This is a genomic window from Georgenia subflava (assembly GCF_009193155.1).
In the GTDB taxonomy this organism is placed as follows: domain Bacteria; phylum Actinomycetota; class Actinomycetes; order Actinomycetales; family Actinomycetaceae; genus Georgenia; species Georgenia subflava.
In genome coordinates this window covers 1147943-1171124 of sequence record NZ_VUKD01000001.1, presented here as the reverse complement: position 1 = coordinate 1171124, position 23182 = coordinate 1147943, and the positions used below count along the sequence as shown (strand labels likewise).

Here is a 23182-nt window from a genome sequence, read left to right as displayed (position 1 = left end):
GCGACACGAGGTCGCCTGACACCGGTGCGTCGCGCCCTGGTCGGCTGACCGCACCCACAACCGGCGAGGCCAGATCGACGGCGGCCGTCCCGGTCTACACGAGGTCGCGCGGGATGCTCCGCTGCCAGTTCTGGGAGTACACCCGCGGGTCACCCTGCTGCGCGTCGAGCTCGTACGCGTCGAGCTGAGCGTTGATGAGGAAGTCCGTGGGCGTCGACGTGAGCACGGTCCGGGTGGTGATCTCCACCCGCCAGTCCTCCCGCTCGAAGCGCCGGACGGTGCGGGTCTCGCCGCGCACGGAGTTCACATCGTTCCACCGGAAGCTGTACCACTCGTCGGTGCTGCGCCGGATGGTCGTGCCGGTCTCGTCGATCCGGAAGGCTCCCTGGTCGTTGGCGACCTCCAGGGTGGAGACGTCGGTGGCCAGGTCACGGGTCACCCGCCAGTGGTGCTCGCCGGTCTCCAGCTGGGTGATCTCGAGCTCCTCCGCAGCCTCCGGCTCACCGAACGGCCGCAGCGCGTCGTCCTCCTCGGGCCGCGGGGGACGGACCGGCAGCCGCAGCACCCCCGTACCGGTGTGGACGGTGACGGTGGCCGCCTCCGGCGCGGGCCAGATCAGCGGCCAGTACGAGGTGGAGACGGACAGGCGCAGCCGGTGGCCGGGCCAGAAAGAGTGGGCCATGCCGTTGAGCTGGACCTCCACGCGGTACCGCTTGCCAGGCTCAAGGGGCTGCGGGTCCGCACTGCCGTCGCGGTGCGTCAGGTTCAGCACACCGTAGGTGACCCGGGTGGCCTCCCCGTTGGGGGCGACGTCGGACAGGCGCACGGCCAGCTGCGCCACGGGCTTGTCCGCGGAGACCTCGACGCTGAGCGTCGGCAGCCCGAAGAGCTCGAGGGCCTCGGTCAGCGGCTCACCCTCGAAGACGAGCGCGCCGCCGTCCTCCTCGCGCTGGTCGTAGGGCAGGTCCGGCACGGCGGCGTACGAGGCCCACTTGCCCGCGAACATCCCCACGCTCAGCGGCGACTGGAGCTCGAGCGCGTGCGAGGGCAGGTCGTCGTGGGGCTGCTCCACCAGGCCGGCACGGCTCAGCGTCAGGTCGCGGTGCTCGACGTGCGGCGAGGGCCAGGAGTCCTCCCCCACCCAGCGGCCGGGTCGGTCCTGGTAGGCGGCCGACGGCGGGACGGGGTCCTGCATCCAGGCGCGCACCATGGGCTCGTCCATCAGTCCGGTGTCCTTGCCCTTGAGCCAGTGGTCCCACCACCGCACCACCTCCTGGAGGAACCCGATCGCCGGACCGGGCACGCCCAGGTGGGGGTACTTGTGGCCCCACGGGCCGATCAGGCCCTTGCGCGGCACCTCGAGGTGCTCCATCAGGCGGAAGATGGCGTTGGTGTACCCGTCCGCCCAGCCGCCGACGGCCATCACGGGGCACTGCACGTCGGAGTAGTTCTCGCACACGGACGCGGGCTTCCAGTAGTCGTCGCGCCGCTGGTGCGTCAGCCACGTCTCGAGCCAGAGGCCGCTGCCGGCCAGCCGCTCGTGCCACATCTCGCGCCACCGGTCCCCGACGATCGCGGGGTCCGGCGGCAGGCTGTTGAAGGCCAGCATGACGGTCGCCTCGGAGAGGTTGTCCGCGAGCAGGCACCCGCCCATGTAGTGCATGTTGTCGACGTACAGGTCCTCGGTGGCCGAGGCGGAGACGATTGCCTTGAGCGCGGGCGGGCGCCGGGCGGCGACCTGCAGGCTGTTGAAGCCGCCCCACGAGATGCCCATCATCCCGACGTTGCCGTCGCACCAGGACTGCTCGGCGAGCCAGGCGATGACGTCCTCGGCGTCCTCGTGCTCCTGGGGGCGGTACTCGTCGACCATCACGCCGTCGGAGTCACCGCTGCCGCGCAGGTCAACGCGGATGCAGGCGTAGCCGTGCCCGGCGATGTACGGGTGGTTCATCGCGTCCCGGCCGCGCGTGCTGTCCCGCTTGCGGTACGGGATGTACTCGAGCACCGCCGGGACGGGGTGCTGCTCGGCGTCGACCGGCAGCCACAGGCGCGCCGCCACCTGCTGGCCGTCCCGAGTGGGGATGAAGACGTTCTCGACGACCTCGATCTCGTGCGGCAGGTCGGTGACGGTTCTCATGTGCCCTCCTGTGCGGCGCCGACTCCCACGGCCTGGTCGACCGGCTCGAACTCGAACGGCAGCAGGGTCAGGGCCTGCTCGTACCGCGTCACGAGGTCGTCGCGGTCCGCCCCGCCCAGATAGATGTTGCCGAGGATGTACCGGTAGCTGTCCTGGTGCGGCAGCTCGGAGAGCCGGTCACCGGGGTGCACCACGAGGGTCACGACGGCGTGGGGCAAGAGTTCCCGAACGGCTGCCTTGTCCGCGTCCGAGGGCACCGACGTCACGATGCCGTCCTCGTCGTGGAAGATCGCGCACTTCGAGGCGACGCCGTAGCGGCCCTCGCGGTACGGCATGCGCGGCGGCTGCCCGAGCGCGATGTCGATGGCGACCTCGTGGTTTGACGCGCCGTCGACCTTGGCGAACAGGTCGCTGTGCGACTGCGAGATACGGGTGTTGACCTCGATCAGCCAGAGCTTGTCGGTCTCCGGTTCCCACATGTACTCGGCGTTGAAGCAGCCATTGTCGTACCCGATGTGCTCGAGGTAGCGGCCGGCGACGTCGATCATCCGCTGCTGGACCTCCTCCGGGACGCTGTCGGCCGGGTAGTCGAGCCGGGTGATGCTGTGGCCGGCCTCGTCCTTGTGCATGTCGAACAGACCGTGGACGCGGTACTCGCCGTTGAAGACGGTGCCCTCGGGCGCGGCCTGGATGCCGGTGACGACCTGCTCGGCGAGGCAGCTGTTCCCGCCGGCGTCGCGGATCTCCTGCGGCAGGTCCACCCGGGCGAGCGCCTGGTCGAAGGGGTCGCCGATGTCGGTGATCTCGGCGCGGATCTGCTCCAGCGCGTCGGCGAACTCGGCCGCGTCGTGGATCTCGAAGCCCAGGTTCGACGAGTGCGCCTTCACCGGTTTGACCCAGAACGGGAAGTCCAGGTCCACCTGGCTCAGCGGGTCCTCGGCGAACGGGTCGAAGCAGGCGAACTTGGGCACCACCTCGGGAACCGAAGCACGCTGCTCCAGCCGGCTCCAGTACTTGTGCTCCGACTTGAGGATGCTGGTCAGCGACGGCGCGGGCAGGCCCCGTTCGGCCGAGAGGACCGGCCCGAGCACCGAGCTCGGGAAGTCCCAGTGGCAGACGATGGCATCGACGCTGCCGTCGAAGGCGTCGAGCTCGGCGCGAGCCCGGTCGAGCAGATCCTCGAGGTCGAAGTCGGTGTCGGCCACGAGCGTGTCGTAGTCGAGCAGCCCGTGGAAGCTGTAGTTCTCGGCTCCGCGGACGGTCTCGAGCTCCTCGCGCTGCAGGTCGGTCAGTCCCAGGACGAACACGTGCTTGGCCATGGCGGCTCCTGTCTTGGCGGCTTGGTCTGCGTCGACACAATCACGCCCAGAAGGGGCCCACAACCGGGGGCAACGACCCGCCGACCCCCGCCTGACCCAAGAAACCAGCCCACGTCAGGCCGGAGGAACCGGCCCACGCCAGGCGAGGGAACCGGCCCACGCCGGCCGGAGGGAACCGGGCCTACGTCAGACCGAGGGGCGGCCCACGTCAGAGCGAAGAAGCCGGCCCACGTCAGACCGAGGGCCGACCCACGCCGAGCCGAAGGGTTCGTACCGATATCCGGTACAAATTCTTCGGCCCGGTCGCGCGATCCCAGGTGTCAGAGGACGGTGCCCGAGCCCCCGTCGGCGGTGGTCAACGGGCGTCCCGAGTAGTCCCAGGCACGCAGTCCGCCGCGCAGGTCGTAGGTCTCGTGACCCTCGTCGGCGAGCATCGCGGCCGCAAGCTCGGACCGGGGACCGGAACGGTCGACGACGAGCACCGGCGCCTCGGCCAGCTCGCTCTTGCGGCGGACCAGCTCGCGGAGCGGGATGTTCTGCGAGCCCGGGAGGTGACCCGCCTGGAACTCGTGCGGCTCCCGCACGTCCAGCACGAGAGTGCCGCAGTCGACCAGAGTCTGTGCCTGCCGGGGAAGGACCTGCCGGTAACGCCTGGTGAAGCGGGCCTTCGCCGCGCGCAGCAGGGCGGTCAGCGGACGGCGCCGCGTCCTGCGCCTGGCTTCGGGCGTACTGCCCGCGGCCAGGCGGTCGGTGCGCCCGGAGACGCCGCCGACAGGCTGAACGCCGGCAGGCTCGGAGGCACCACCGACCGGCGGAAGGCCGACGGACTGGGAGGCACCGCCGACCGGCGGGAGGCCGACGGGTTCGGTCGTCGTCCGGACGGGCTGGGTGGTGGACACAGGGCGACCTCCTCGGTGGTGCGGGTGACGTGCCCTGCACCGGGCACGTCGATTGAACGGTCAAGCCCCCGTCCTTGTTCCCGTACCGGCTGACCGGTGAGGCCAGCAGAAGCTCAGTCCACTTCGCGAACGCGTGCAGCGTCTTGCGCGGACGGAACGGGGCCGGCTCGCGCCGTTGCGTCGAGGGGGCACACTCGTGCCCATGCGTGAGCTCGTGGTGCTCGGCACCTCGTCACAGGTGCCGACCCGCACGCGCAACCACAACGGGTACTTCCTGCGCTGGGACGGGCAGGGGCTGCTGCTCGACCCCGGCGAGGGGACCCAGCGGCAGATGATCCACGCCGGCGTCGCCACCTCCAAGGTCGACCGGATCTGCCTCACGCATGTGCACGGTGACCACTGCTTCGGCCTGCCGGGGGTGCTCTCGCGGATGGCCGTCGACGGCGTCGAGCACCACGTCCACCTGCACTACCCCGCATCGGGCGAGGAGGTGGTGCGCGCTCTGGTCGCGGTGGCCGGCGGCGGCGTCGACCTGCGGCTGCACCCGCACGGGGCGGCCGGACAGGTCGCCGACGATCTCGAGGTGGTGGCGCTGGAGCACCGGGTCGAGACCTACGGATATCGCCTCACCGAGCCCGACGGGCAAACGATGCTTCCGGACCGTCTGGCGGCGGTGGGGCTGTCCGGACCGGACGTCGGGCGATTGCAGCGCGAGGGGCGGTTCGGGGACGTGCGGCTGGCGGACGTCAGCGTGCCGCGGCCCGGTCAGCGGTTCGCGTTCGTCATGGACACAGCGCAGTGCTCGGGGGCCGAGGAGCTTGCGCAGGACGCGGACCTGCTCGTCACGGAGTGCACCTTCGCCGACGAGGACCACGAGCTCGCGACGGCGTACCGGCATCTGACTGCCGGCCAGGCGGGTGCGCTGGCCGGTGCCGGTGGGGCCCGGACGCTCGTGCTGACCCACTTCTCCTCGCGCTATCCAGACGTCGCGGTGCTCGCCGACCAGGCTCGAGCGCGGGCAGGCACCGCCGAGGTCACGGCAGCCGCCGACCTGGACCGGTTCGCCCTCCCGCCACGGCGACGCCCGGGCGCCGGGTCCTGAGCGAAGCCGGACGGCAGGCCGCGTCGACGCAGGCCACGTCGGCGCAGGCCGTATCAGGTCCGCCTCGGCATCTTCCTCCGGACCAGCAGCGGGAGCAGCAGCGCGAGCGCCAGGATCCCGGCCGTCACCACCGGCAGGCCACCGAACGCCCACGCGGCGTACAGGCCGAGCGTCGCCACCTCGCTGCCGGCGCCGGCAACGGACGTGACAGTCGCCCGCATCACGCTCGGCACGTGCTGCTGCAGGCGCGCGGACATCACCACCTGGACGAGCTGGTAGCCGAAGTAGAAGGCAGCCACCAGCGCCATGCCTCCGGGTCGCGCCAGCACTGCGGCGCCCGCCAGCAGCAGAGCCGCGCCCCCCAGCACGACGGCGAGCGTGCGCGTGCTCAGCCGGGCCGCCCGTCCGCCGAGAGCCGACCCGGCCGCACCGGCGAGCGGGACGGCCAGCAGGGTCAACGGGATGGCCGCCGTCGCGGCCCCCCAATCCGCAGCCAGCAGACCGAAGTACTCCTCGAGCCCGTCGACCGCCCACAGCAGAGCGAGGGCGAGTGCCAGACCACGCAGCTCGGGCCGGCCGGCGATCACCCGGGCACCAGCACGGACGGTCGGTTCCTCCGCGGGCGGTGCGGCGGCATCCGCCTCGACCGGTCGTACGTCGCGCAGCCGGGTCGCCAGCACGGCAGCGACGAGGCAGCAGCCGACGCTGACCCATCCGGCCAGCGTGAAGCCGCCGACCGCGAACAGCGCTGTGGCCGCGAGCGCCGTCGGCACCTGGGCGAGCAGACCCATCGCGCCCACCCGCCCGAGGAGCCGCGGGAAGTGGCGCTCCGCCCCCGCGGCGGCGAGGGCGTCGTACAGCAGCGCCTCGAAGGCGCCCGAGGACAGCGCCCCACCCACTGCCCACAGCACGAAACCAGCCGCGAACGCGGCGAAGCCCGGCGCCGCGATCCACAGCGCGAAGCCGGCGGCCTGCAGCACCGATGAGGCGACGACTGCCCAGCGGCGAGAGAAGCGGTCCGCAAGGATCCCGGTCGGCACCTCGGCGAGCACGCTGACGGCCGACCAGATGGCGAACAGCATCGAGATCTGCGCGGCGCTCAGCCCGGTCTCGGCGAAGAGGAGGGCATAGAGCGGGTAGAGCGGGATCGCGTCGGCGATCAGCGCCCATGCCGTGGCTGTCCGCACCAGCGGGAGGACCCGCGGCGGGTACGGGGATCGGGATGTGGATCAATGTCGCATGGATCAATCGTGCGTCGTGCCGTTGCGGCGCGTCCACTGTTTTCGGGCGACGGTGACGCAACTGCCGTCCGGACCGCGCCGAGGGGGCGTGGGTTTGGCACGCACAGCGCCGAGGGCAGCTCCGTCAGCAGGCACCCGGGATCGCGCCGAGTCGACTGGGTGTAGCACGCACGGCATGACGACGGGCCAGTGCTTGGGCCACACGGAGCCACTCAGCACCGCAGCCGCTCAAAAAAGTCGTTGCCCGCCGGTGAAGTGGCGGAGGAACGTGGTGTGTCTCCCGGCGGGTTGTCCCGTCCTCCCGCCGGAACGACGACGCCGCTCATCGGCACGACGACGCCGCCACCCGAACGACTGACACCACTCGTCGGAGCGAGGCCGCCCCCGCGGCCGGGAAGTAGACCCATGCACGTCAAGACAGACCAGAAGACGGACGAGCTGCTCGACCGGCTGCGCCGCGAGGTGGCCGGCACGGTCCTCGGCCCCGAGGACGACGGCTACGACATGGCCCGCACCACCAAGTTCGGCGATCCCGAGGCGCGACCGGCGACGATCGTCCGAGCGACCGGTGCCGCCGACGTCGCGAGCGCCATCAGCGCCGCCCGGGAGACCGGGCTCGAGCTCGCCGTCCGCAGCGGCGGTCACAGCGGCGCCGGGTTCGGCACGACCGACGGCGGCATCGTGCTGGACCTGCACGAGATGAAGGCGCTGGAGATCGACGTCGCCGGCCGCGCGGCCTGGGCGGAGCCGGGCCTCACGGCGCGGGAGTACGTCGAGGCGACCGGCCGGCACGGCCTGACCACCGGGTTCGGCGACACCGGCTCGGTCGGGCTCGGCGGGCTCACGCTCGGAGGCGGGCTCGGGCTGCTCGCGCGCAAGCACGGCCTGACCATCGACTCCCTGCTCGCGGCGGAGATCGTCACCGCGGACGGGGACCTGCTCCTCGTGGACGACGAGCACCACCGGGACCTGTTCTGGGCGATCCGTGGAGGCGGCGGCAACTTCGGCGTCGTCACCCGCTTCCGGCTCCGGCTGCACGAGGTCGACGAGGTCGTGGGGGGCCTGCTCGTGCTGCCGGCGACGGCGGAGGTGGTCGAGCGTTTCGTCGCGCTCGCGCAGGACGCGCCGGAGGAGCTGACCACCATCGCCAGCGTCATGGCCTGCCCGCCGATGCCGTTCCTCCCGGCGGAGGTGCACGGCCGTCTCGTGGTGCTCGCGATGATGGTGCACACCGGACCGGTGGAGGCGGCGGAGAAGGCAGTCGCGCCGTTCCGGACGCTGACCGAGCCGCTCGCCGACCTGGTGCGCCCGCTCCGCTACCCGGAGATGTACGGCGAGGACCCGCCGTCGGGTGGGGGCGCCGTGTTCCGCACGTCCTTCGTGGACGACGTCGACCACGCGGCCGCCTCCGCGATCATGGAGCGCCTGGAGGCACCGGGCGGCGGCCGGGTCGTGCAGCTGCGAGCACTCGGCGGCGCCGTCGCACGGGTGCCTGCCGACGCCACCGCCTACGCCCACCGGTCGAGCCGGGTGCTGGTGAGCCTGGGCGCCTTCTACGCGGACCCGGCGGACCGCGCCGGCCAGCAGGCCTGGGTCGACGGTGCGGCCGCCGTGCTGCACCGCCCGGACGGGCCGGCGACGGTGAACTTCCTGGGTCGCGAGGGCTCCGCCCGCGTCCGGGCCGCCTACCCGGACGCGACCTGGGACCGCCTGCTGGCCGTCAAGCGCAGGTACGACCCCGACAACCTGTTCCGGCTGAACCAGAACGTCTGGCCGGATCCCGCCTGAGCCCGGGCGCTCGGCGGTCGCCGGGTGGTGCTGAGAGCAGGCAGGTGCGAGGCGTGCGACGCCAGACCTCGTCCCCGACGGGACCGAGGCGGGCGACGACCCGTCGGAGCCGGGCCGGATCAGGGCCCGGGCCGCGGCCGGGCGCCAGTCTCTCGCTCGAGCGCGGCCGCCAGGGCGTCAGCGTCGGACATCGCCAGGCCGGTCTCGTAGGCACGGTCGAACACGTCCGGGTCCGACGTCCGGGCCCTGTCGTCGAGCGCCGCCGGCAGGTTGAAGCTCCGCAGCCCGCTGCGTGCCCGTCGGGACGCCGCGGCGCCGAGCAGCAGACCAGCGCGATCCGGTTCGTCGCTCAGTGCCGCGACGGCGCCCAGTCCCTCGAGGCCGTAGGCGACGCCCTCGTCGTGACCGATGCTCTCCGCCGACGCGAGCGCCTCCGCGAACTTCGGCGTCGCGGCAACGAGGTCCCCTTCGTCGAGGGCGACCCAGGCGAGGTTGGTCAGCGCGACGATCGACGTGAACTCGTCCCCTGCGCGCCGTGCCACCGACCGGGCACGCAGGAGGAAGTCACGGGCGGGAGCGAGCTCGCCGCTAGCCAGCGCGATCCGGCCAGCGGTGAACAACGCCATCGCCTCCCGCCACCGATCACCGGCGTCACGCGCACGTCGCACCGCCCGCTCCAACCTCGCCTGGGCCTCGTCCAGGTCAGCCTCGGGGTCGGAGAAGCTGGTGAGTGCCAGCGTGGACAGCGCGAAGGACTCGCCCCCTGCGTCCCCGTGCTGCCGGAACGTCGTGATCGCCTCCTCGACGTCGCGAACCACCGAGGGGTCGTTGCTCTGCATGAAGGCGACCAGCCGGCCCAGCGCGAGGGCACGCGCGCGCTCCAGGGCCGGTAGCTGCTCACCGGCCAGCGCCTCCTCCATCCAGAGTCTGGCCTGGTCGAGGTGGCCGTCCACCCACCAGTAGAGGAACAGGTCCCACACCAGCTGGACCACGGCCGCGCCGTCGTGGTGGTCGAGCAGATGGACGACGGCGGCACGCAGGTCGTCGTGCACGAGGGTGAGCCGGGCCGTCACTGCTCGCTGCTCGGGCCCGTACAGGCGCCGACCCGCCCGCTCGGCCACCCTGAGGTGGTGGGCGGCGTGCCGGGCGCGGACCTCCTCGAGGTCCGGTGACGCCTCGAGGCGCTCACGGGCGTACTCGCGCACGACCGCAAGCATCGTGAACCACGGCGTGCCGTCGCGGTCCTGCTGCCGGAGCAGGCTGGAGTCGACGAGCGCGCCGAGCCCGTCGAGCACGCTGCTGCCCGGCCGGTCCGCGACCTCTTCGGCCGCATCGAGCGGGAACTGACCGGCGAAGACGCCGAGGTCGGTGAACAGTCTCCGCTCGTTCGGGCCGAGCAGGCCGTAGCTCCAGTCGAGCGTGCCGCGCAGCGTGCGTTGCCGCGCGGGCAGGTCCCGGGCTCCGCCGGACAGCAACGGCAGGGCGCGGTCGAGGCGCTCGAGGAGAGCGGAAGGGGGCAGGGTCCGCAGGCGGGCGGCGGCCAGCTCCAGCGCCAGGGGTACGCCGTCGAGCGCACGGCAGATCTCGCTGACCGCGCCGACGTTGCTCGCGTCGAGCTGGAAGTCCGGCCGGACCGAGCGGGCGCGCTGGAGGAACAGCTCGACTGCCGGGGATGCGTGCGCGGCGGCTACGGCGTCGGGCGCACGCCCGGCGGGCAGGCCGAGAGGGCCCACCTCGATCCCGTGCTCGCCCCCGACCCGGAGCAGGGCGCGACTGGTGACGAGGACCTTCAGACCAGGGGTGGCGCCGAGGAGGGCGACGACCCCGTTCGCTGCCTCTACCACCTGCTCGAAGTTGTCGAGGACCAGCAGCGTCCGTCGGCGCGCGAGCGCTCGCTGGAGCTTCTCGGACAGCGGCGCGTCCCCGGTGTCGTGGACGCCGAGCGCGCGTGCGACGGCGTCGGGCACCAGGGCGGGGTCCGCGACGGCGGCGAGGTCGACGAACCAGACGCCGTCGGGGAACACCGTCGCGGACCGCGCGGCCACCTCCCTCGCCAGCCGCGTCTTGCCGATCCCGCCGGGGCCGACGAGCGTCACGAGCCGGGCGTCGTCGGACGCGAGAAGAGAGCCGACAGCACCGACCTGGTCGTCGCGCCCGACCAACGGCGTGAGCGGGGTCGCCAGCGCCGGCGGTAGCTTCGCGGCCACCTCCGGGCGCGGATCACCGACGGTCTGCCCGGGCGGGAGCGAGGCTAGCTCGAACCGCTCGCTGAGGAGCACCGCGAGGTCGACCTCGAGCAGGCTCGCGAGCTCGGCGGCGTCCCCGAACTCCTTGTAGGAAGCCGTGTCGTCCTCGCGGATGCGGTCGAGCAGGAGACCCAGCCGCTCCTCCCGGCCGTCGCCCGCCTTGACGTAGATGAGCCGCGGCAGCCCGGCCGAGAGGTGGTACTCGTCCTCCAGCCCCGAGACCTCCTCCCCTGGTGCCACCCAGCCGTAGCGCTGCCAGTACAGGCCCACGAACACGTGGCTCTGGTCGAGGTACGCGCGGTAGAGGTCACGGGGCGGGTGGGGCCGGGCGCCGAGCTCGAACATGACAGGCGTGAGCCGGAGCCGTTCCACCGACGCGCGCGCGGCTGCCCGCTCGGGCGCCAGCTCCTGCAGCGTGGAGCTGACGAACACACGCAGTCGCTGGTCCGGCGTCCGGATGAGGGGTTTCTCGGTCATCGTCGACCCACCGTCGTGAGAGGTGTCCAGATGCTACGCCGGAGGGCGCCACCATGGCCGAAAGCCTTGACCGCCCGCGGTGGCGGGCCAGAACAAGCCGACAGCTGACTGAGCTCCGGCAGGTCCACCGAGAGGAATGCGGGCTGCACGCACGGGTGCTCAGGAGAATATGGCGATGCCGTAGACGGCGAACACCACGAGATGGGCTGCGCCGTGCATCGCCGTCACGCTCTTTGCCGAGAACGTGGTCACCGACAGCAGCAACGTGATGCCGAGGAGCAGCAGGTTGACGGGCGACTCGGCCAGCACGACGGTCTGTCCGGTGAGTGAGCCGATGACGAGGACCGCGGGGATGGTCAGCCCGACCGTGGAGACCAGGGCACCATGGCACAGGTTGATGACGCGCTGGATCTCACCCTGCAGCGCGGCGCGCAGCGACGTGATCGCCTCCGGGAGGAAGACGATCATGGCGATCAGGACGCCGGCGAGGGCTACCGGCGCCCCGATCCGTCCGAGCCCGTCGTCCAGCAGCGCGGCCATGTCGTGCGACAGCAGCACGATGGGCAGAACCGTCGCTACGAGCAGCGCAGCCCGCAGCAGCAGTTCACGGCGGTGCTCGGCGATGACCCGGGCGACGCTCTGACGCCCCTCGGCGGACGGGACGTCGCCACCCAGGGCTACTGCGGCAGTCAGGCGGGGGTCGACCTCCCGGAAGTCACCAGCTTGCTTGCCCATCTGCCGGAACAAGAAGAATCCGTACAGGACAACGGTCAGCACGATGACGGGGAGCTCCTGCCCCGGCGTGTAGGCGCCCTCGCGGCCGATCAGACCGGGAAGGGCCAACGCCAGCGAGGACAGCACGACCAGCACAGCGAGGTAGGCGGAGGTGCCGGTGCGGTTGTGCCTCATGTCGCTGTGCTTCATCCCGCCGACGAGGAGACAGAGGCCGATCACCGCGTTGAGGATGATCATCGACACGGCCATCACCGAGTCTCGTGCGATGGTGGCGTGCTCGCCAGGGCCCAGCATGACGGCAGCGATGAGGATCACCTCGATCACCACGATCGAGAGGGTCAGCACGAGGGAGCCATAAGGGTCACCAAGTCGACGAGCAAGGTGCTCGGCCTCGTGGACCACCCCGAAGGAGCAGACCAGGATCACGCCGACGATCACCGCAAGGGCCGCGACCAGCAGTGGCGGTGCGGGTGCCTCGAGCAGGGAGCCGGAGAGCATCAGCGCGACGAAGGTGCCCCAGCCCAGCATCAGGCGGCCGATCGCAGCGGGCGTAAGGATCGACCGAGCAGTGGCGGACATCATGGACAAGTCCTGTCCCCACGAGGCCGTCCTCGTGTCAGGGGGTCACGAACGGGACGTCCCGCCCGCAGCGTCACTCTCACACGCCGACGCTCGCACCGCACCACTGTAGGAGCCCTCCTGGACACGGCGCACCTGCATGCGCAGTGCCATGGCTCACGGCCGCTTGAGTCCCGAGCAGCCGTGAGTGGCGCCCAGGTTCCCCGGCACAACGCCGCACGCCCGGGTGAGCCTTCGAGGGCGACACCACCGTCGAAAGTGCAGGCACCGCCCCTCAGCGGCGGGTGGCGAAACGGTCGGTGGTCTCCACCAGGCCGATGCCGCCGGCCCCGTGGCCGGTGTCCTCGACGACGTGCAGCTCGCTTCCGGGCCACGCCCGGTGCAGGTGGTAGGCGGTGTCGGCCGGGCCGGAGATGTCGAGCCGGCCGGTGATGAGCACGCCGGGGATCCCGGCCAGGCGAGCGGCGCCGGCGAGAAGCGCGCCGTCGGGCAGGAAGGCGGCGTTCGCCCAGTACCTGGTGACGAGGCGGGCGACGGCGAGGCGTTTGCGAGGCTCGTAGCGCTGCATGCGGGGCTCGGAACCCGGCACCGTCGCGACGTGCGTGTCCTCCCAGCGGCACCAGGCCAGTGCGGCCGGCTCGTGCACGGCGGGGTCGGGATCGGCGAGGAGGCGGGCGTACGCGGCAGGAATGTTGCCGCCGTCGGCGACCTCGGGGACGAGGGAGACGAACCGCTCCCACTCCTCGGGGAAGACCCGTCCCATGTCCCGGGTGATCCACTCGACCTCGGTGCGGGACGTCGTCGTCACCGCCAGGAGGACCACCTCGCTGACCGCCTGCGGGTGTGTCTCGGCGTACGCGAGCGCGAGGGTGCTGCCCCAGGAGACGCCGAGCACGAGCCAGCGGTCGACGTCGAGGTGAAGGCGCAGCCGCTCCAGGTCCGCGACGAGGTGGGCCGTGGTGTTGGCGGACAGGTCCACGACCGGCTCGCCCGCGTGCGGGAGGCTGCGGCCGGCGTTGCGCTGGTCGACCAGCACGATCCGGTAGGCCGCGGGGTCGAACCAGCGCCGCATCCCCTCGCTGCACCCCGAGCCCGGTCCGCCGTGCACGACGACGGCGGGCTTGCCGGCGGGGTTGCCGCAGACCTCCCAGTACAGGTGGTGCCCGTCGCCGACGTCGAGCAGCCCGCTCTCGTACGGCTCGATCGACGGGTAGCTCATGTCGCCCTCAGGCCGCCGCCTTCTCCCGTACCTGACGTTTGATCCGGCCGAGCATGCCGGCCATGCCACGCAGCCGCAGCGGGCTGACGGCCTCCGCGAGCCCGAGCCGGTCGGAAACGTCCGCCGGGACGGCGAGGACGTCCGCGACGGTCAGACCGTCCAGTCCTTCGTGCAGGATCCCCGCGAACCCGCTCGTCGTGGGCGACTCCTGCGGGGCGGAGAAGTGCAGGTGCACGACGGCGTCGTCACCGGCGCCGTCGACCTCGGCGATCAGGAAGATCGGGGACTGGCACTCCGGGACCGGCTCCAGCAGCTCGGGGTGCTCGGCGTAGCGCTCGGGCAGCGCCGGGAGGTTGCGGCTGAACTCGAGCAGCATCTGGAGCCGGTCGGGCGCGGTGACGGCGTTGAAGTCGTCGACGATCGCCGCGAACGCGGTCGGCAGGTCGCCGCTCATCGGGCGGGCACCTCCCCCGGCTCCTCCCCGACGGCGATCGGCACCCGCACGGCGTTGCCCCACTCGGTCCACGACCCGTCGTAGTTGCGCACGTCCGGGAAGCCGAGCAGGTGCTGGAGCACGAACCAGCTGTGCGCGGAGCGCTCACCGATGCGGCAGTAGGCGATGACCGGCTCCGCCGGGTCCAGGCCCTTCTCCTGCTGGTAGATCGCCTCGAGCTCGGCGCGCCCCTTGAAGGTGCCGTCCTCGTTCGCGGCCCGCGCCCACGGCACCGACTCGGCGCCGGGGATGTGCCCGCCCCGGAGGGTGCTCTCGTCGGGGTGGTCGGGCAGGTGGGTGCGCTCGCCGGTGTACTCGGGCTGGGAGCGGACGTCGATGAGCTGGCCGCCGAGGAAGCCGAGCACGTCCTCCTTGTAGGCGCGCACGACGGTGTCGTCGCGGTCGACCACGGGGTACTCGGTCGCCGACGGCGTCGGCACGTCGGTGGTCATCTCGCGGTTCTCCGCCTGCCACTTCGACCGGCCGCCGTCGAGCAGTCGCACGTCCGGGTGCCCGAAGAGGGTGAAGACCCACAGGGCGTAGGCGGCCCACCAGTTGTTCATGTCGCCGTAGAGCACCACCGTGGTGTCCCGGTCGATGCCCTTGGCGGACATCAGCCGCGCGAAACCCTCGCCGTCGACGTAGTCGCGGGTGACGCGGTCATTGAGGTCGAGGTGCCAGTCGACCTTCACCGCCCCCGGGATGTGGCCCGTCTCGTAGAGCAGGACGTCCTCGTCGGACTCGACGACGACGAGCCCCGGCTCGCCGAGGTGCGCGGCCAGCCACTCGGTGGAGACCAGGCGCTCGGGGTGGGCGTATGCAGCGAAGCTCGGCTCGTCGTCGTAGGGCAGGGCCATGTTCTCGGGACCTCCAGGGGTTGTGGGTGCTGCCCCGATCCTCTCACCGCCGGGCCCCGCACCGCGTCACGGGTGACGGGCATCTCAGGCGGCGGTCACTGCGCCCTCCTCCCGGGCCTGAGGCGGAGAGACCTGCCCCGCTCCATGGATCCGCAGCAGCAGCACCGTGCGCAGCGGACCCCACACCAGCGCGAGCGCGAGGCCCGGGACGATCAGCACGCCCAGGTCGGGATTCAGCCTGATCAGCTCGGCCGGCGTGGTGAAGAACCGCGCCGGGATGTAGGCGAGCACCAGCCACACGACGACGGCGTCAAGGACCAGTGGCGGTAGCGCCGTCCGGAGGAGGGAGGTGCGGGACCGGACGCCGGACGGGCCAGCTGGACGGGCGCGGAGCCGGCGCACGGACCAACCCAGGCTCACCAGCTCCAGACCCAGGAAGACCGCCGCGATCGCCCAGCCGTAGCGTTGCAGGGGCTCGTCGGTCACCGGCACGTGCACCGCGTCGTGCCCCGCGAGCAGCCGCAGCAGGTTGTGGTCCAGGCCCACCAGGGCCGACTCCCGTGCCTGGTCGTTGCCGTTGACGACGAGTGCGACGCCGCGGTCCTGCTCGGGGACGAAGGCCAGGAACGTATGGGAGTTCGGCCAGCTCCCGTTGTGCTCGTAGACGGTCGGGAGGGCCGAGGTGTCCGGGGACGTCCCGGAGGGATCGGCGAGCTCCCACTGCGGTCGGACGACCAGGCCACCGGCGTAGAAGACGTCCGGCGCTATCAGGGCCTCGGGCGCGGTGAGCAGGTCCCAGCCGGCCGGGGGCAGGACGTTCGCCGGCCGGGTCAGGTGGGCGGCGACGAGCCGGCCGAGGTCCGACGCCGAGCCGTACATCGTCGCCGACGGCCGGGAGCCGCCCGGGGCAGGCATGTCGGCGGCCCGCCACCACCGGCCGAACCACCGGTAGTACCCCTCCGCGAGGCCGTCGGCGCGCGCCGTCTCCGCACTGGTGTAGGCGTGGTCCATCCCCAGGGGAGCGAGCACGTGCTCGGCGACGTAGGCGCCGAAGGGCCGGCCGGACGTCTCGGCCACGAGCAGACCGAGGACGTCGTAGCTCGCGTTCGAGTAGCTGTACTCCCCCGGCGCCACGGCGATGTCGTCCTCGGCCAGGTCGCGGACCCGGTCCTGGAGGGGGTGCGGACCGCCGTCGGCGAGATGCGTCCCGGCGTCGTGCCCGAGGTCGAGCCCGGCCGTGTGGTGCAGCAGGTCCCCCACAGTCATCGGCGGCCCGGGCGTGGTCGGCGTGAACCACCGCAGGTACTCGCTCACCGGCTCCGTGAGGTCGAGCCGACCGTCCTGCACCAGCTGGGCGACGGCGATCGCGGTGATGGCCTTCGAGGTCGAGGCGAGCAGGACCGGGGTGTCGGCGGTCATCGGCTCCCCCGCGGGGTCTGCCGTCCCGGTCGCGTGCGTCCACACGACGTCCCCGCCGACGATCACGCTCACGGCCGCACCGGGCAGGCCGAGCCGGCGGGTCTCGGCGTCGAGGTACGCCGCGACGGGCCCGGTCACCTGGTCCACGGCGGGCCACGGCGGCGCGGAGCCGGCGCTCGCTTCGACGAGCACGGACCGGGTCGGCTCGGTGGCCGCCGCCGAGACGGTCGTCTCGGCCGCCGGAAGGACGCAGCCGACCATCACCCCCACCAGGACGGCCGTCACGGCACATACCAGCCGCCTCGGGGGCCGCGCGAGAGCACCGCCGGTCGGTATCGGCATCGCCTCCCCCGTCCGCTCCGTCACCACGGTCGTGGGACGCGGGCCGGTTGGTGCTGACGTGCGTCGAGACTACGCCCCGGCGGTCAGCGCGAGGCGAGTTCCTGTGTGAGCTCGTCGACCTTCGCCGAGAGCGCGTCGAGCGCCTCCTTGGCGGTGCCGTCGACCGACTCGGACGCCTCCTCCAGCTCGGTCCTGGCGTCCGCCAGCGCCGTCTCCGCCTCGTCGACGGCCGCACGGGCGTCGTCGCCGCCGGCGCCGAGCGCCTCCTCCGCCTGCTCGATCGACGTCGTCGCGGAACCCACGGCGTCCTCGACGGCGGACCGTGCCCCTGGCTCGAGGTTCTCGAGCTCCGCGCGAGCGTCGTCGATCGCGGACCGCGCCTCGTCGACCGCACCGCCCAGACTGTCCGCCGCGTCGGAGATGGACTCGCTGATCTCGCCGACATCGGGGATCTCGGCGTCGGAGCACCCGGCGAGGGCGAGCGCGATTCCGGTCAGGGCGGCTGCGGCAGGGAGTCTGCGCACGGTGGGTCCTCTCGGTCGGTGACACATCCGGATCGGTCGGTGGCGCATCCAGTGTGCGACGACGTGACCGGCCGACCCGCCCGTGTCCGCGCTCGGCGCAACGGCCGGCGTTCCGCGGGCGACGCCGGCCGGGCAGCTCGGAGGCCCGGACGGTCCGGGCGCGCAGGGCTGGCCGGGTCTAGGGGGCGCGGACCAGCCCGACGCCTCGGTCGGCGACGTCGACCCCCGGAGCCAGGGCCCCGAGATCGCTGTGCGCGAGGATGCGCGAGGTCACGGTGCCTGCCGTCCCCGGCAGGGCGGAGGCGAGCACCTCCTCCCACCACAGCGCGGTGACTCCGGCTACGTGCGGCGTGGCCATCGACGTGCCGCTGAGACTCCGGAGCCCGCCGCCGGCGCGGGCGGAGATGACGTCCACGCCGGGTGCCGCGACGTGGGGGAACGTGTTCGAGAACGGCGCGACGACCAGACCGGCGGCGTCCTGCGCGAGCGCCCCGACGGAGACGACGCCGTCGGCGGCTGCGGGGAGCGAGACGGCGATCTCGTGGTCGGGATTGACGTTGCGCCGGCTCTCGTTCCCGGCCGCCGCGGTGACGATCGTGCCGTGGCCGAACGCCGCCTGGCTGGCGACGACCTCCATGATGGCGTCAAACATCCGGAGGTTGGCGCGGTAGCCCTCCAGGGCGGCGGAGGTGGCGAGGTCGGCCGGCCAGCCGTCCTCGACGAGCCGGGCGACGAGGCCGGGGAAGTCGAAACCCAGGGACATCGAGAGCACGTGCGCGCCCTCGCGGACGGCCCACTGCATCCCGTTGAAGAGCATGGCCGAGTCGCCGCTGCCGTCGTCGCCGAGCACCTTGCCGATCAGGGCGTGCTCGACACCTGGGGCGACGCCGATGCGGGTGCCGTCGACGTCGCGGCCGAACACCGTGCCCGCGCAGTGGGTGCCGTGGCCCTGGTTGTCACCGTTGCCGGATCCGGTGAAGTCCTCCTGGACGATCGTGACGCCGGCGAACGCCGGATGATCGGAGTCGATCCCCGTGTCGAGGATCGAGACGCTCACCCCTGCGCCGGTGCGCGCCGAGGTGTCCGCCCCCACCGCCTGAACCCCCCAGGTAGGTCCGGACGCGGCGGTCACGTCGGACTGCTCGGCCACGGGCGCGATGAGCCGGGTCGGCATGATCGGCGCGACCGCGCGGACACCGGGGTCGCGCGCGACGTCGAGCAGATCCCCCTTGGAGAGCTGGGCCACCTCGAGCTGGGGCGGGCCGGCGCTCTCCAGCCCGGCCCGGCCGGTCGAGGAGTCGAAGGGCGACGGGCTGAGCGCCGGCTCCGGCCTCCGCAGGATGCTGTAGGTGTCGTTCATGGTGTCCGCCTCCCTGTCCTGGGCGGCCGCCGCCCGTGACCCTGCCGGCGGGGTCCATGGTCCTCCTCACCGTCGACGGTTGGCCAGACCCAGAACGCCTCTGAGCTCGGCGATCCGCGCGTCAGCTCTCGCGGGAGGAGAGGACGCAGAACTCGTTGCCGTCCGGGTCGGCGAGGACCTCCCAGGTGACGTCGTCACCCTGGCCGACGTCGGCACGGGTGGCTCCGAGCGCGAGCAGGCGCTCGATCACCGCGTCCCGGTCCTCGCTGACGTGCGGGGCGAAGTCGAGGTGCAGTCGGTTCTTGCCCTGCTTGTCGTGCTCGACCGGGACGAACACCAGGCCGGGCGGCACCTGCTCGAAGCTGAACCGAGAGCCGAGCTCGGCGGCCCACGGCGGCCAGAGCACGACCTCGTCGTCGGTCTCGAACGCTGTCTCCCAGCCGATCGCCTCGGCCCACCAGGCGGCCAGCGCCCGGTGGTCCCGGGCCTCGATGACCGTGGAGTACCAACGCAGTGCCATCACGTTCACCCCATCCTCTCGGAGGTGGCCGAGGCTATGCCTGGCCACCCACACCGGCCAGGGCGAGGTCGGCCGCCCGGAGCGCATGGGTGCGCATGGAGTCGATCAGCGGCAGCGGGCTGTCCGACGGCTTGACCAGCAGCTCGATCTCGGTGCAGGCGAGGACGACGGCGTCGGCTCCCTTCGCACGCAGCTCCTCCAGGACGCGCACGTACTCCGTGCGGGAGCCGTCCGAGACGATCCCCCGGGTGAGCTCGTCGAAGACGACGCGGTCGACCATCTCCTGGTCCGCCTCGCTCGGGACGACCGTGCCGATGCCGTGCCGGGCGAGCCGGTCGGCGTAGAACGGCTCGGCCATCACCCATCTCGACCCGATGACGCCGAGGGTGCGGTGCCCGGCCGTGGCGGCTGCCTCCCCGACGGCGTCGGCGATGTGCAGCAGCGGGACGTCGACGGCGGCCTCGACGTCGTCGGCCACCTTGTGCATGAGGTTGGTGCCGATGAGGACGACGTCGGCGCCGGCACGCTCGAGCCGACGTCCCGCGTCTGCCAGCAGGCGGCCCGCGCCCGCCCAGTCCTCCGCGAGCTGGCACGCACGGATCTCGTCGAAGTCGACCGAGTAGAGGATCAGCTTCGCCGAGTGGTGGCCACCGAGCCGGCGCTGCACCTCGGCGTTGATCGCCTTGTAGTACTCCGCCGACGAGTACCAGCTCATCCCGCCGATGAGTCCGATGGTGCGCATGCCTGGCCTTCCGTCGTCGAGCTGGTGGTTGCGTCCCCATGCTGCGGTACGACCCGGGCTGGGGGAAACACCATTTCGGTGCTCGTCGGGAGCTACGCGGTCGCGAAGCGCGTGACCTGCTCGACGACGCCCGGGTCGCGCAGGATGCGCTGGTGCCCGAGCCCGTCGGTGGTGACCAGCTCTGCCGCGTCCCACGACGCCGCCACCTTGACGCCCTCGCGGTAGGGGACCTCCTTGTCGCGGCGGTCGTGGACGATCAGGGCCGGCACCGCGCCGCTCATGGTGGTGAGGTCGAAGTCGGCCAGCGGACGCCCGGCGAGCGCCTCGAGCCGACGGTCGAAGCGGGTCTGGGTGCGCTCGGTGTAGCCGAGCCGGCGGGCCATGAGGCCGGTCATGGCGAGGACGTCGGCGCTCGGCGCGATCAGGGCGAGCCGGCCGGCGGGCAGCCCGTCGGCGACCGCCAACGCCGCTGCCGTGCACCCGAGGGAGTGCCCGACGACGGCGTGCGGGGCGCCGTGCTCGGCGGCCACCGCCGTGAAGGCCTCGACGATCTCGACGGCGGTGCTGCGGCGCGGTCCGAGGCCGCCGGCGGCGGACTCGCCGTGGCTGGGCGCGTCGAAGGCGACGACCCGGCGTCCGGCGTCGACGATCGGGGCGACGAAGGCACCGAGCTGACCGCGCCACCCGCCCCAGCCGTGCACGAGGTAGACGGGCTCGCCGGAGCCCCAGGACTCCACGACGACCGTGCGGCCGCCGGGGATCGTGACCGTCGACCGCTCCCCCGCCCACGGGCGCTCGTCGCGACGCCGGCCGCCGTTCGAGGGCAGGGTGCACCACAGGCGCAGGGCCCAGCGGGCGGCGAGGCCCGGGGCGACCCGGTCGAGCGTGGCGAAGGCGGTGCGCACGGCGACGAGGCGCGCAGTGTCGACCGGCCGGGTGCGCGGGCTGCTCGCGGTCGGCGAGGTGGTGGTGGTCATGGCGACTCCTGGGTTCGTGCAGCGGCAAGCAGGTTCTCGAAGGACCGGCGGGCCCGTTCCTCGGCGAGCGGGTCCTGCAGCAGGCGGTGCCAGTGGTAGAAGGCGAGCATGATGCCGTCGAGGTCGACGGCGAACTGGTCCGGGTCGGCGTCGGGCCGGAAGTGCCCCTCGGTGACGCCGGTGCGGAAGATCCGCGCGATCGAGTCGTAGAGGTCGCGGTGGTCCTGCGCGAGCTGGTCGCGGACGGGGCCGGTCTGCTCGTCGAGCTCGGCGCTGGCCTTGACGAACAGGCAGCCGCCCGGGGCGCGCACCATGCCGCTGTGGAGCCAGTGCTCGAACAGGGCCCGCATCCGCGGCTCGCCACGCGGTGCGGCGAGCGCGGGGCGGACGACCATCTCGACGAACTCGGTGCGCGCCTGGGCAAGCACCTCGTGCTGGAGGGCCTCCTTGGAGCTGAAGTGGGCGTAGAGCCCGCTCTTGCTCATGCCGGTCGCGGTCGCGAGCATGCCGATCGTCAGTCCGCCCACCCCGACGCGGTAGGCGGCCACCACACCCTGGTGGAGGATGGCCTGCTTGGTGCTCACGCCCTTGGACACCAGACCAGAATAGTACGATCGTTCGTGTTTTTCGAGTGTGCGGGCAGCAGGTAGCCGTCAAGCGTCGCGGGACCCCGCGACGTCACGGTCGTGACCGGCGTCGGCGTCCTTGCCCGCACAACCGGGTGGCGCGCCGAAGGCGAGGCCCGCGGTGATGAGGTGCCGGATCGCGACGATCAGCGCGGTGCCGGCGATGGCATCCCACTCGAGGTCGACGGTCAGGCGGAGCAGTCCCGCGGCGAGCAGGAAGTCCAGCAGCACGGGTATCGCCGTGCGCAGCCCGGCACGCACCGCCACGGCAAGTGCGACGACCACGCCGGCGGCCGTGATCGCGACGGCCGCGCTCGCCACGACGCCGGTCATGGCGGCGGCGCCGAGCCAGATGCTGTGCCGCCCTGCTCGAGCTCCAGGCGCTCGGCCTTGATCTCACGCGCCAGGAAGTAGTTCAGACCCGTACGGATGGCCGCGATGGCAGCCAGCTTGCCGATCTCCTCGAAGGTGGGGGCCACGGCCGTGGTGAGGACGTCGCTGGCGAGCTGGAACTCCAGTCCGAGGGCGAGGAAACGGCCCAGGAGCAGCCGCACGCGCACGAAGCCGGTCGTGTCCCGGCGGACGACGGCGACGAGGAACAGCCCGAACGCCGTGAGGGCACCGGCGCCGATGACGACGGCGCCAGCCGCCTCGATGATGCGCACCAGCCAGGCGACGCCTTCTCGCAGCAGCTCCTCGGACACCGTGCCTCCCCGGACGCCATTCACCCGAGCGCCCACGGTCGTCCTCGTCGGTGCGGCCCGCAACCGGTAACCCCGCAGCGGGATCTTGCTTGATGACGGAAGGGACCCACCCTCAGCAGCACGTTCGGACGTCGGGCGACGCCATGACGGCCGAGCGCGCCGCAGACGCTCTTGACAGGGAGTGGTTACGCAGTAACCTCCACCGTAGGTTTCTCGGTAACCATGGAGGTTGTCATGTCGGTCCGGCTGGGGCTGCTGGCCCTTCTCGGCGAGCACCCCACCGGGGTGTACCAGCTGCGCAAGGACTTCGAGGTGCGGACCGGTGGGACATGGCCGCTGAACATCGGGCAGGTCTACGCGACGATCCAGCGCCTGGACCGCGACGGCCTCGTCGAGATGGCGGGTGAGCTGGACGGGGTGGAGCTGTACCGGCTCACCGAGGCCGGAACGACTGAGCTGGCCGGGTGGTGGGCCGGTCCGGTCGAGCGGGGGCACCCCGGACGGGACGAGCTCGCGATCAAGATCGCCCTGGCGGTCAGCGCACCGGGCGTCGATGTGGCGGCGGTCGTCCAGACCCAGCGCACCGAGTCGATGCGCGCTCTGCGCGACTACACCAGGCTCAAGGCGCGCGCCGGGACAGCGGACCGCGACGAGCTCGCGTGGTCGCTCGTGCTCGACAACCTCATCTTCGCCACGGAGGCGGAGGTCCGGTGGCTGGACCACATCGAGGCCGCGGTCGTGCGGGCCGCCCGTCAACGAACGACTGCCCCAGCAGAACATCACGTCGTCGAGAGCGCTGCCGACCAGCCGCACACCGGCGGCGAGAGGAGCCGGCGATGAGCCGTCACCAAGACGCGAGAGTCTCGAGCGAGGACG

21 protein-coding genes are annotated in these 23182 nt (G+C 72.3%); 3 read left to right on the top strand and 18 right to left on the bottom strand.

Translation table 11 applies throughout. The features are described 5' to 3' along the window. Nucleotides 1–94: 94 nt before the first annotated feature. From GD748_RS05300 to GD748_RS05290, 3 genes are all read right to left on the bottom strand, one after another. Nucleotides 95–2137, bottom strand: a complete 2043-nt coding sequence (locus GD748_RS05300; protein ID WP_152194084.1) for a CocE/NonD family hydrolase — start codon at nucleotides 2135–2137, stop codon at nucleotides 95–97. Next, nucleotides 2134–3456: an ATP-binding protein gene (locus GD748_RS05295; RefSeq protein ID WP_152194083.1), complete on the bottom strand. Its 1323-nt coding sequence runs from the start codon at nucleotides 3454–3456 to the stop codon at nucleotides 2134–2136. Before GD748_RS05295 ends, GD748_RS05300 begins: the two co-directional genes overlap by 4 nt. A gap of 320 nt (nucleotides 3457–3776) precedes the next feature. After that, nucleotides 3777–4355 (bottom strand): rhodanese-like domain-containing protein, encoded by a 579-nt coding sequence (locus GD748_RS05290; protein ID WP_152194082.1) that lies wholly within the window; start codon nucleotides 4353–4355, stop codon nucleotides 3777–3779. A gap of 202 nt (nucleotides 4356–4557) precedes the next feature. Between GD748_RS05290 and GD748_RS05285 the strand changes: the two genes are divergently transcribed. Next, entirely contained in the window at nucleotides 4558–5457 is a 900-nt protein-coding gene (locus GD748_RS05285) for a ribonuclease Z (protein WP_152194081.1), read from the top strand. A gap of 53 nt (nucleotides 5458–5510) precedes the next feature. Here the strand turns inward: GD748_RS05285 and GD748_RS05280 are convergent, their stop codons facing one another. Then, nucleotides 5511–6644 carry an MFS transporter gene (locus tag GD748_RS05280; RefSeq protein ID WP_226920785.1) on the bottom strand — a complete coding sequence of 378 codons (1134 nt, stop codon included), beginning with the start codon at nucleotides 6642–6644 and terminating at the stop codon, nucleotides 5511–5513. A gap of 459 nt (nucleotides 6645–7103) precedes the next feature. On the opposite strand from GD748_RS05280, the gene GD748_RS05275 reads away from it, so the two are divergent. After that, a complete protein-coding gene (locus GD748_RS05275) occupies nucleotides 7104–8486 on the top strand; it encodes an FAD-binding oxidoreductase (protein WP_152194080.1) in 1383 nt (460 codons plus the stop codon). 119 nt (nucleotides 8487–8605) lie between these two features. Here GD748_RS05275 and GD748_RS05265 read toward each other — a convergent pair whose 3' ends face one another. The 14 genes from GD748_RS05265 to GD748_RS05200 form a co-directional block, all read right to left on the bottom strand. Beyond that, complete coding sequence (locus GD748_RS05265) at nucleotides 8606–11209, bottom strand: ATP-binding protein (protein WP_152194078.1); 2604 nt, start codon at nucleotides 11207–11209, stop codon at nucleotides 8606–8608. A 159-nt stretch (nucleotides 11210–11368) separates the two neighbouring features. Then, complete coding sequence (locus GD748_RS05260) at nucleotides 11369–12526, bottom strand: calcium:proton antiporter (RefSeq protein ID WP_152194077.1); 1158 nt, start codon at nucleotides 12524–12526, stop codon at nucleotides 11369–11371. 271 nt (nucleotides 12527–12797) lie between these two features. Beyond that, nucleotides 12798–13742: a prolyl aminopeptidase gene (gene pip, locus GD748_RS05255; RefSeq protein ID WP_152194076.1), complete on the bottom strand. Its 945-nt coding sequence runs from the start codon at nucleotides 13740–13742 to the stop codon at nucleotides 12798–12800. A 7-nt stretch (nucleotides 13743–13749) separates the two neighbouring features. Further along, entirely contained in the window at nucleotides 13750–14196 is a 447-nt protein-coding gene (locus GD748_RS05250; protein WP_152194075.1) for a SufE family protein, read from the bottom strand. Then, complete coding sequence (locus GD748_RS05245; protein WP_152194074.1) at nucleotides 14193–15092, bottom strand: sulfurtransferase; 900 nt, start codon at nucleotides 15090–15092, stop codon at nucleotides 14193–14195. Before GD748_RS05245 ends, GD748_RS05250 begins: the two co-directional genes overlap by 4 nt. Before the next feature lie 84 nt (nucleotides 15093–15176). Then, nucleotides 15177–16796, bottom strand: a complete 1620-nt coding sequence (locus tag GD748_RS05240; RefSeq protein WP_193312819.1) for a serine hydrolase domain-containing protein — start codon at nucleotides 16794–16796, stop codon at nucleotides 15177–15179. 140 nt (nucleotides 16797–16936) lie between these two features. Then, nucleotides 16937–17377, bottom strand: a complete 441-nt coding sequence (locus tag GD748_RS05235) for a hypothetical protein (RefSeq protein WP_152194072.1) — start codon at nucleotides 17375–17377, stop codon at nucleotides 16937–16939. A gap of 178 nt (nucleotides 17378–17555) precedes the next feature. After that, nucleotides 17556–18737, bottom strand: coding sequence for a S8 family peptidase (locus tag GD748_RS05230; RefSeq protein WP_152194071.1), 1182 nt, complete (start codon nucleotides 18735–18737; stop codon nucleotides 17556–17558). A gap of 121 nt (nucleotides 18738–18858) precedes the next feature. Then, a complete protein-coding gene (locus GD748_RS05225; protein WP_152194070.1) occupies nucleotides 18859–19257 on the bottom strand; it encodes a VOC family protein in 399 nt (132 codons plus the stop codon). A 34-nt stretch (nucleotides 19258–19291) separates the two neighbouring features. Beyond that, complete coding sequence (locus GD748_RS05220) at nucleotides 19292–19999, bottom strand: aspartate/glutamate racemase family protein (RefSeq protein ID WP_152194069.1); 708 nt, start codon at nucleotides 19997–19999, stop codon at nucleotides 19292–19294. 92 nt (nucleotides 20000–20091) lie between these two features. Then, nucleotides 20092–20976, bottom strand: coding sequence for an alpha/beta fold hydrolase (locus GD748_RS05215; protein WP_152194068.1), 885 nt, complete (start codon nucleotides 20974–20976; stop codon nucleotides 20092–20094). Continuing rightward, nucleotides 20973–21572 (bottom strand): TetR/AcrR family transcriptional regulator, encoded by a 600-nt coding sequence (locus GD748_RS05210; protein ID WP_152194067.1) that lies wholly within the window; start codon nucleotides 21570–21572, stop codon nucleotides 20973–20975. The genes GD748_RS05215 and GD748_RS05210 overlap by 4 nt, the downstream gene beginning before the upstream one ends. Nucleotides 21573–21629: 57 nt before the next feature. Continuing rightward, nucleotides 21630–21935 carry a DUF1622 domain-containing protein gene (locus GD748_RS05205; RefSeq protein WP_152194066.1) on the bottom strand — a complete coding sequence of 102 codons (306 nt, stop codon included), beginning with the start codon at nucleotides 21933–21935 and terminating at the stop codon, nucleotides 21630–21632. Then, nucleotides 21932–22306, bottom strand: a complete 375-nt coding sequence (locus GD748_RS05200; RefSeq protein ID WP_226920782.1) for a DUF1622 domain-containing protein — start codon at nucleotides 22304–22306, stop codon at nucleotides 21932–21934. Before GD748_RS05200 ends, GD748_RS05205 begins: the two co-directional genes overlap by 4 nt. A gap of 234 nt (nucleotides 22307–22540) precedes the next feature. Here GD748_RS05200 and GD748_RS05195 point away from each other — a divergent pair, with 234 nt between their 5' ends. After that, nucleotides 22541–23146 (top strand): PadR family transcriptional regulator, encoded by a 606-nt coding sequence (locus GD748_RS05195; RefSeq protein WP_152194064.1) that lies wholly within the window; start codon nucleotides 22541–22543, stop codon nucleotides 23144–23146. Nucleotides 23147–23182: the final 36 nt, after the last annotated feature.

What these genes read in the sequence shown, in the direction of transcription:
- GD748_RS05300 (WP_152194084.1), bottom strand. Translation starts at nt 2,137, where the DNA reads ATGAGAACCGTCACCGACCTGCCGCACGAGATCGAGGTCGTCGAGAAC.
- GD748_RS05295 (WP_152194083.1), bottom strand. Translation starts at nt 3,456, where the DNA reads ATGGCCAAGCACGTGTTCGTCCTGGGACTGACCGACCTGCAGCGCGAG.
- GD748_RS05285 (WP_152194081.1), top strand. Translation starts at nt 4,558, where the DNA reads ATGCGTGAGCTCGTGGTGCTCGGCACCTCGTCACAGGTGCCGACCCGC.
- GD748_RS05275 (WP_152194080.1), top strand. Translation starts at nt 7,104, where the DNA reads ATGCACGTCAAGACAGACCAGAAGACGGACGAGCTGCTCGACCGGCTG.
- GD748_RS05265 (WP_152194078.1), bottom strand. Translation starts at nt 11,209, where the DNA reads ATGACCGAGAAACCCCTCATCCGGACGCCGGACCAGCGACTGCGTGTG.
- GD748_RS05260 (WP_152194077.1), bottom strand. Translation starts at nt 12,526, where the DNA reads ATGATGTCCGCCACTGCTCGGTCGATCCTTACGCCCGCTGCGATCGGC.
- pip (WP_152194076.1), bottom strand. Translation starts at nt 13,742, where the DNA reads ATGAGCTACCCGTCGATCGAGCCGTACGAGAGCGGGCTGCTCGACGTC.
- GD748_RS05250 (WP_152194075.1), bottom strand. Translation starts at nt 14,196, where the DNA reads ATGAGCGGCGACCTGCCGACCGCGTTCGCGGCGATCGTCGACGACTTC.
- GD748_RS05245 (WP_152194074.1), bottom strand. Translation starts at nt 15,092, where the DNA reads ATGGCCCTGCCCTACGACGACGAGCCGAGCTTCGCTGCATACGCCCAC.
- GD748_RS05230 (WP_152194071.1), bottom strand. Translation starts at nt 18,737, where the DNA reads ATGAACGACACCTACAGCATCCTGCGGAGGCCGGAGCCGGCGCTCAGC.
- GD748_RS05225 (WP_152194070.1), bottom strand. Translation starts at nt 19,257, where the DNA reads ATGGCACTGCGTTGGTACTCCACGGTCATCGAGGCCCGGGACCACCGG.
- GD748_RS05220 (WP_152194069.1), bottom strand. Translation starts at nt 19,999, where the DNA reads ATGCGCACCATCGGACTCATCGGCGGGATGAGCTGGTACTCGTCGGCG.
- GD748_RS05215 (WP_152194068.1), bottom strand. Translation starts at nt 20,976, where the DNA reads ATGACCACCACCACCTCGCCGACCGCGAGCAGCCCGCGCACCCGGCCG.
- GD748_RS05205 (WP_152194066.1), bottom strand. Translation starts at nt 21,935, where the DNA reads ATGACCGGCGTCGTGGCGAGCGCGGCCGTCGCGATCACGGCCGCCGGC.
- GD748_RS05195 (WP_152194064.1), top strand. Translation starts at nt 22,541, where the DNA reads ATGTCGGTCCGGCTGGGGCTGCTGGCCCTTCTCGGCGAGCACCCCACC.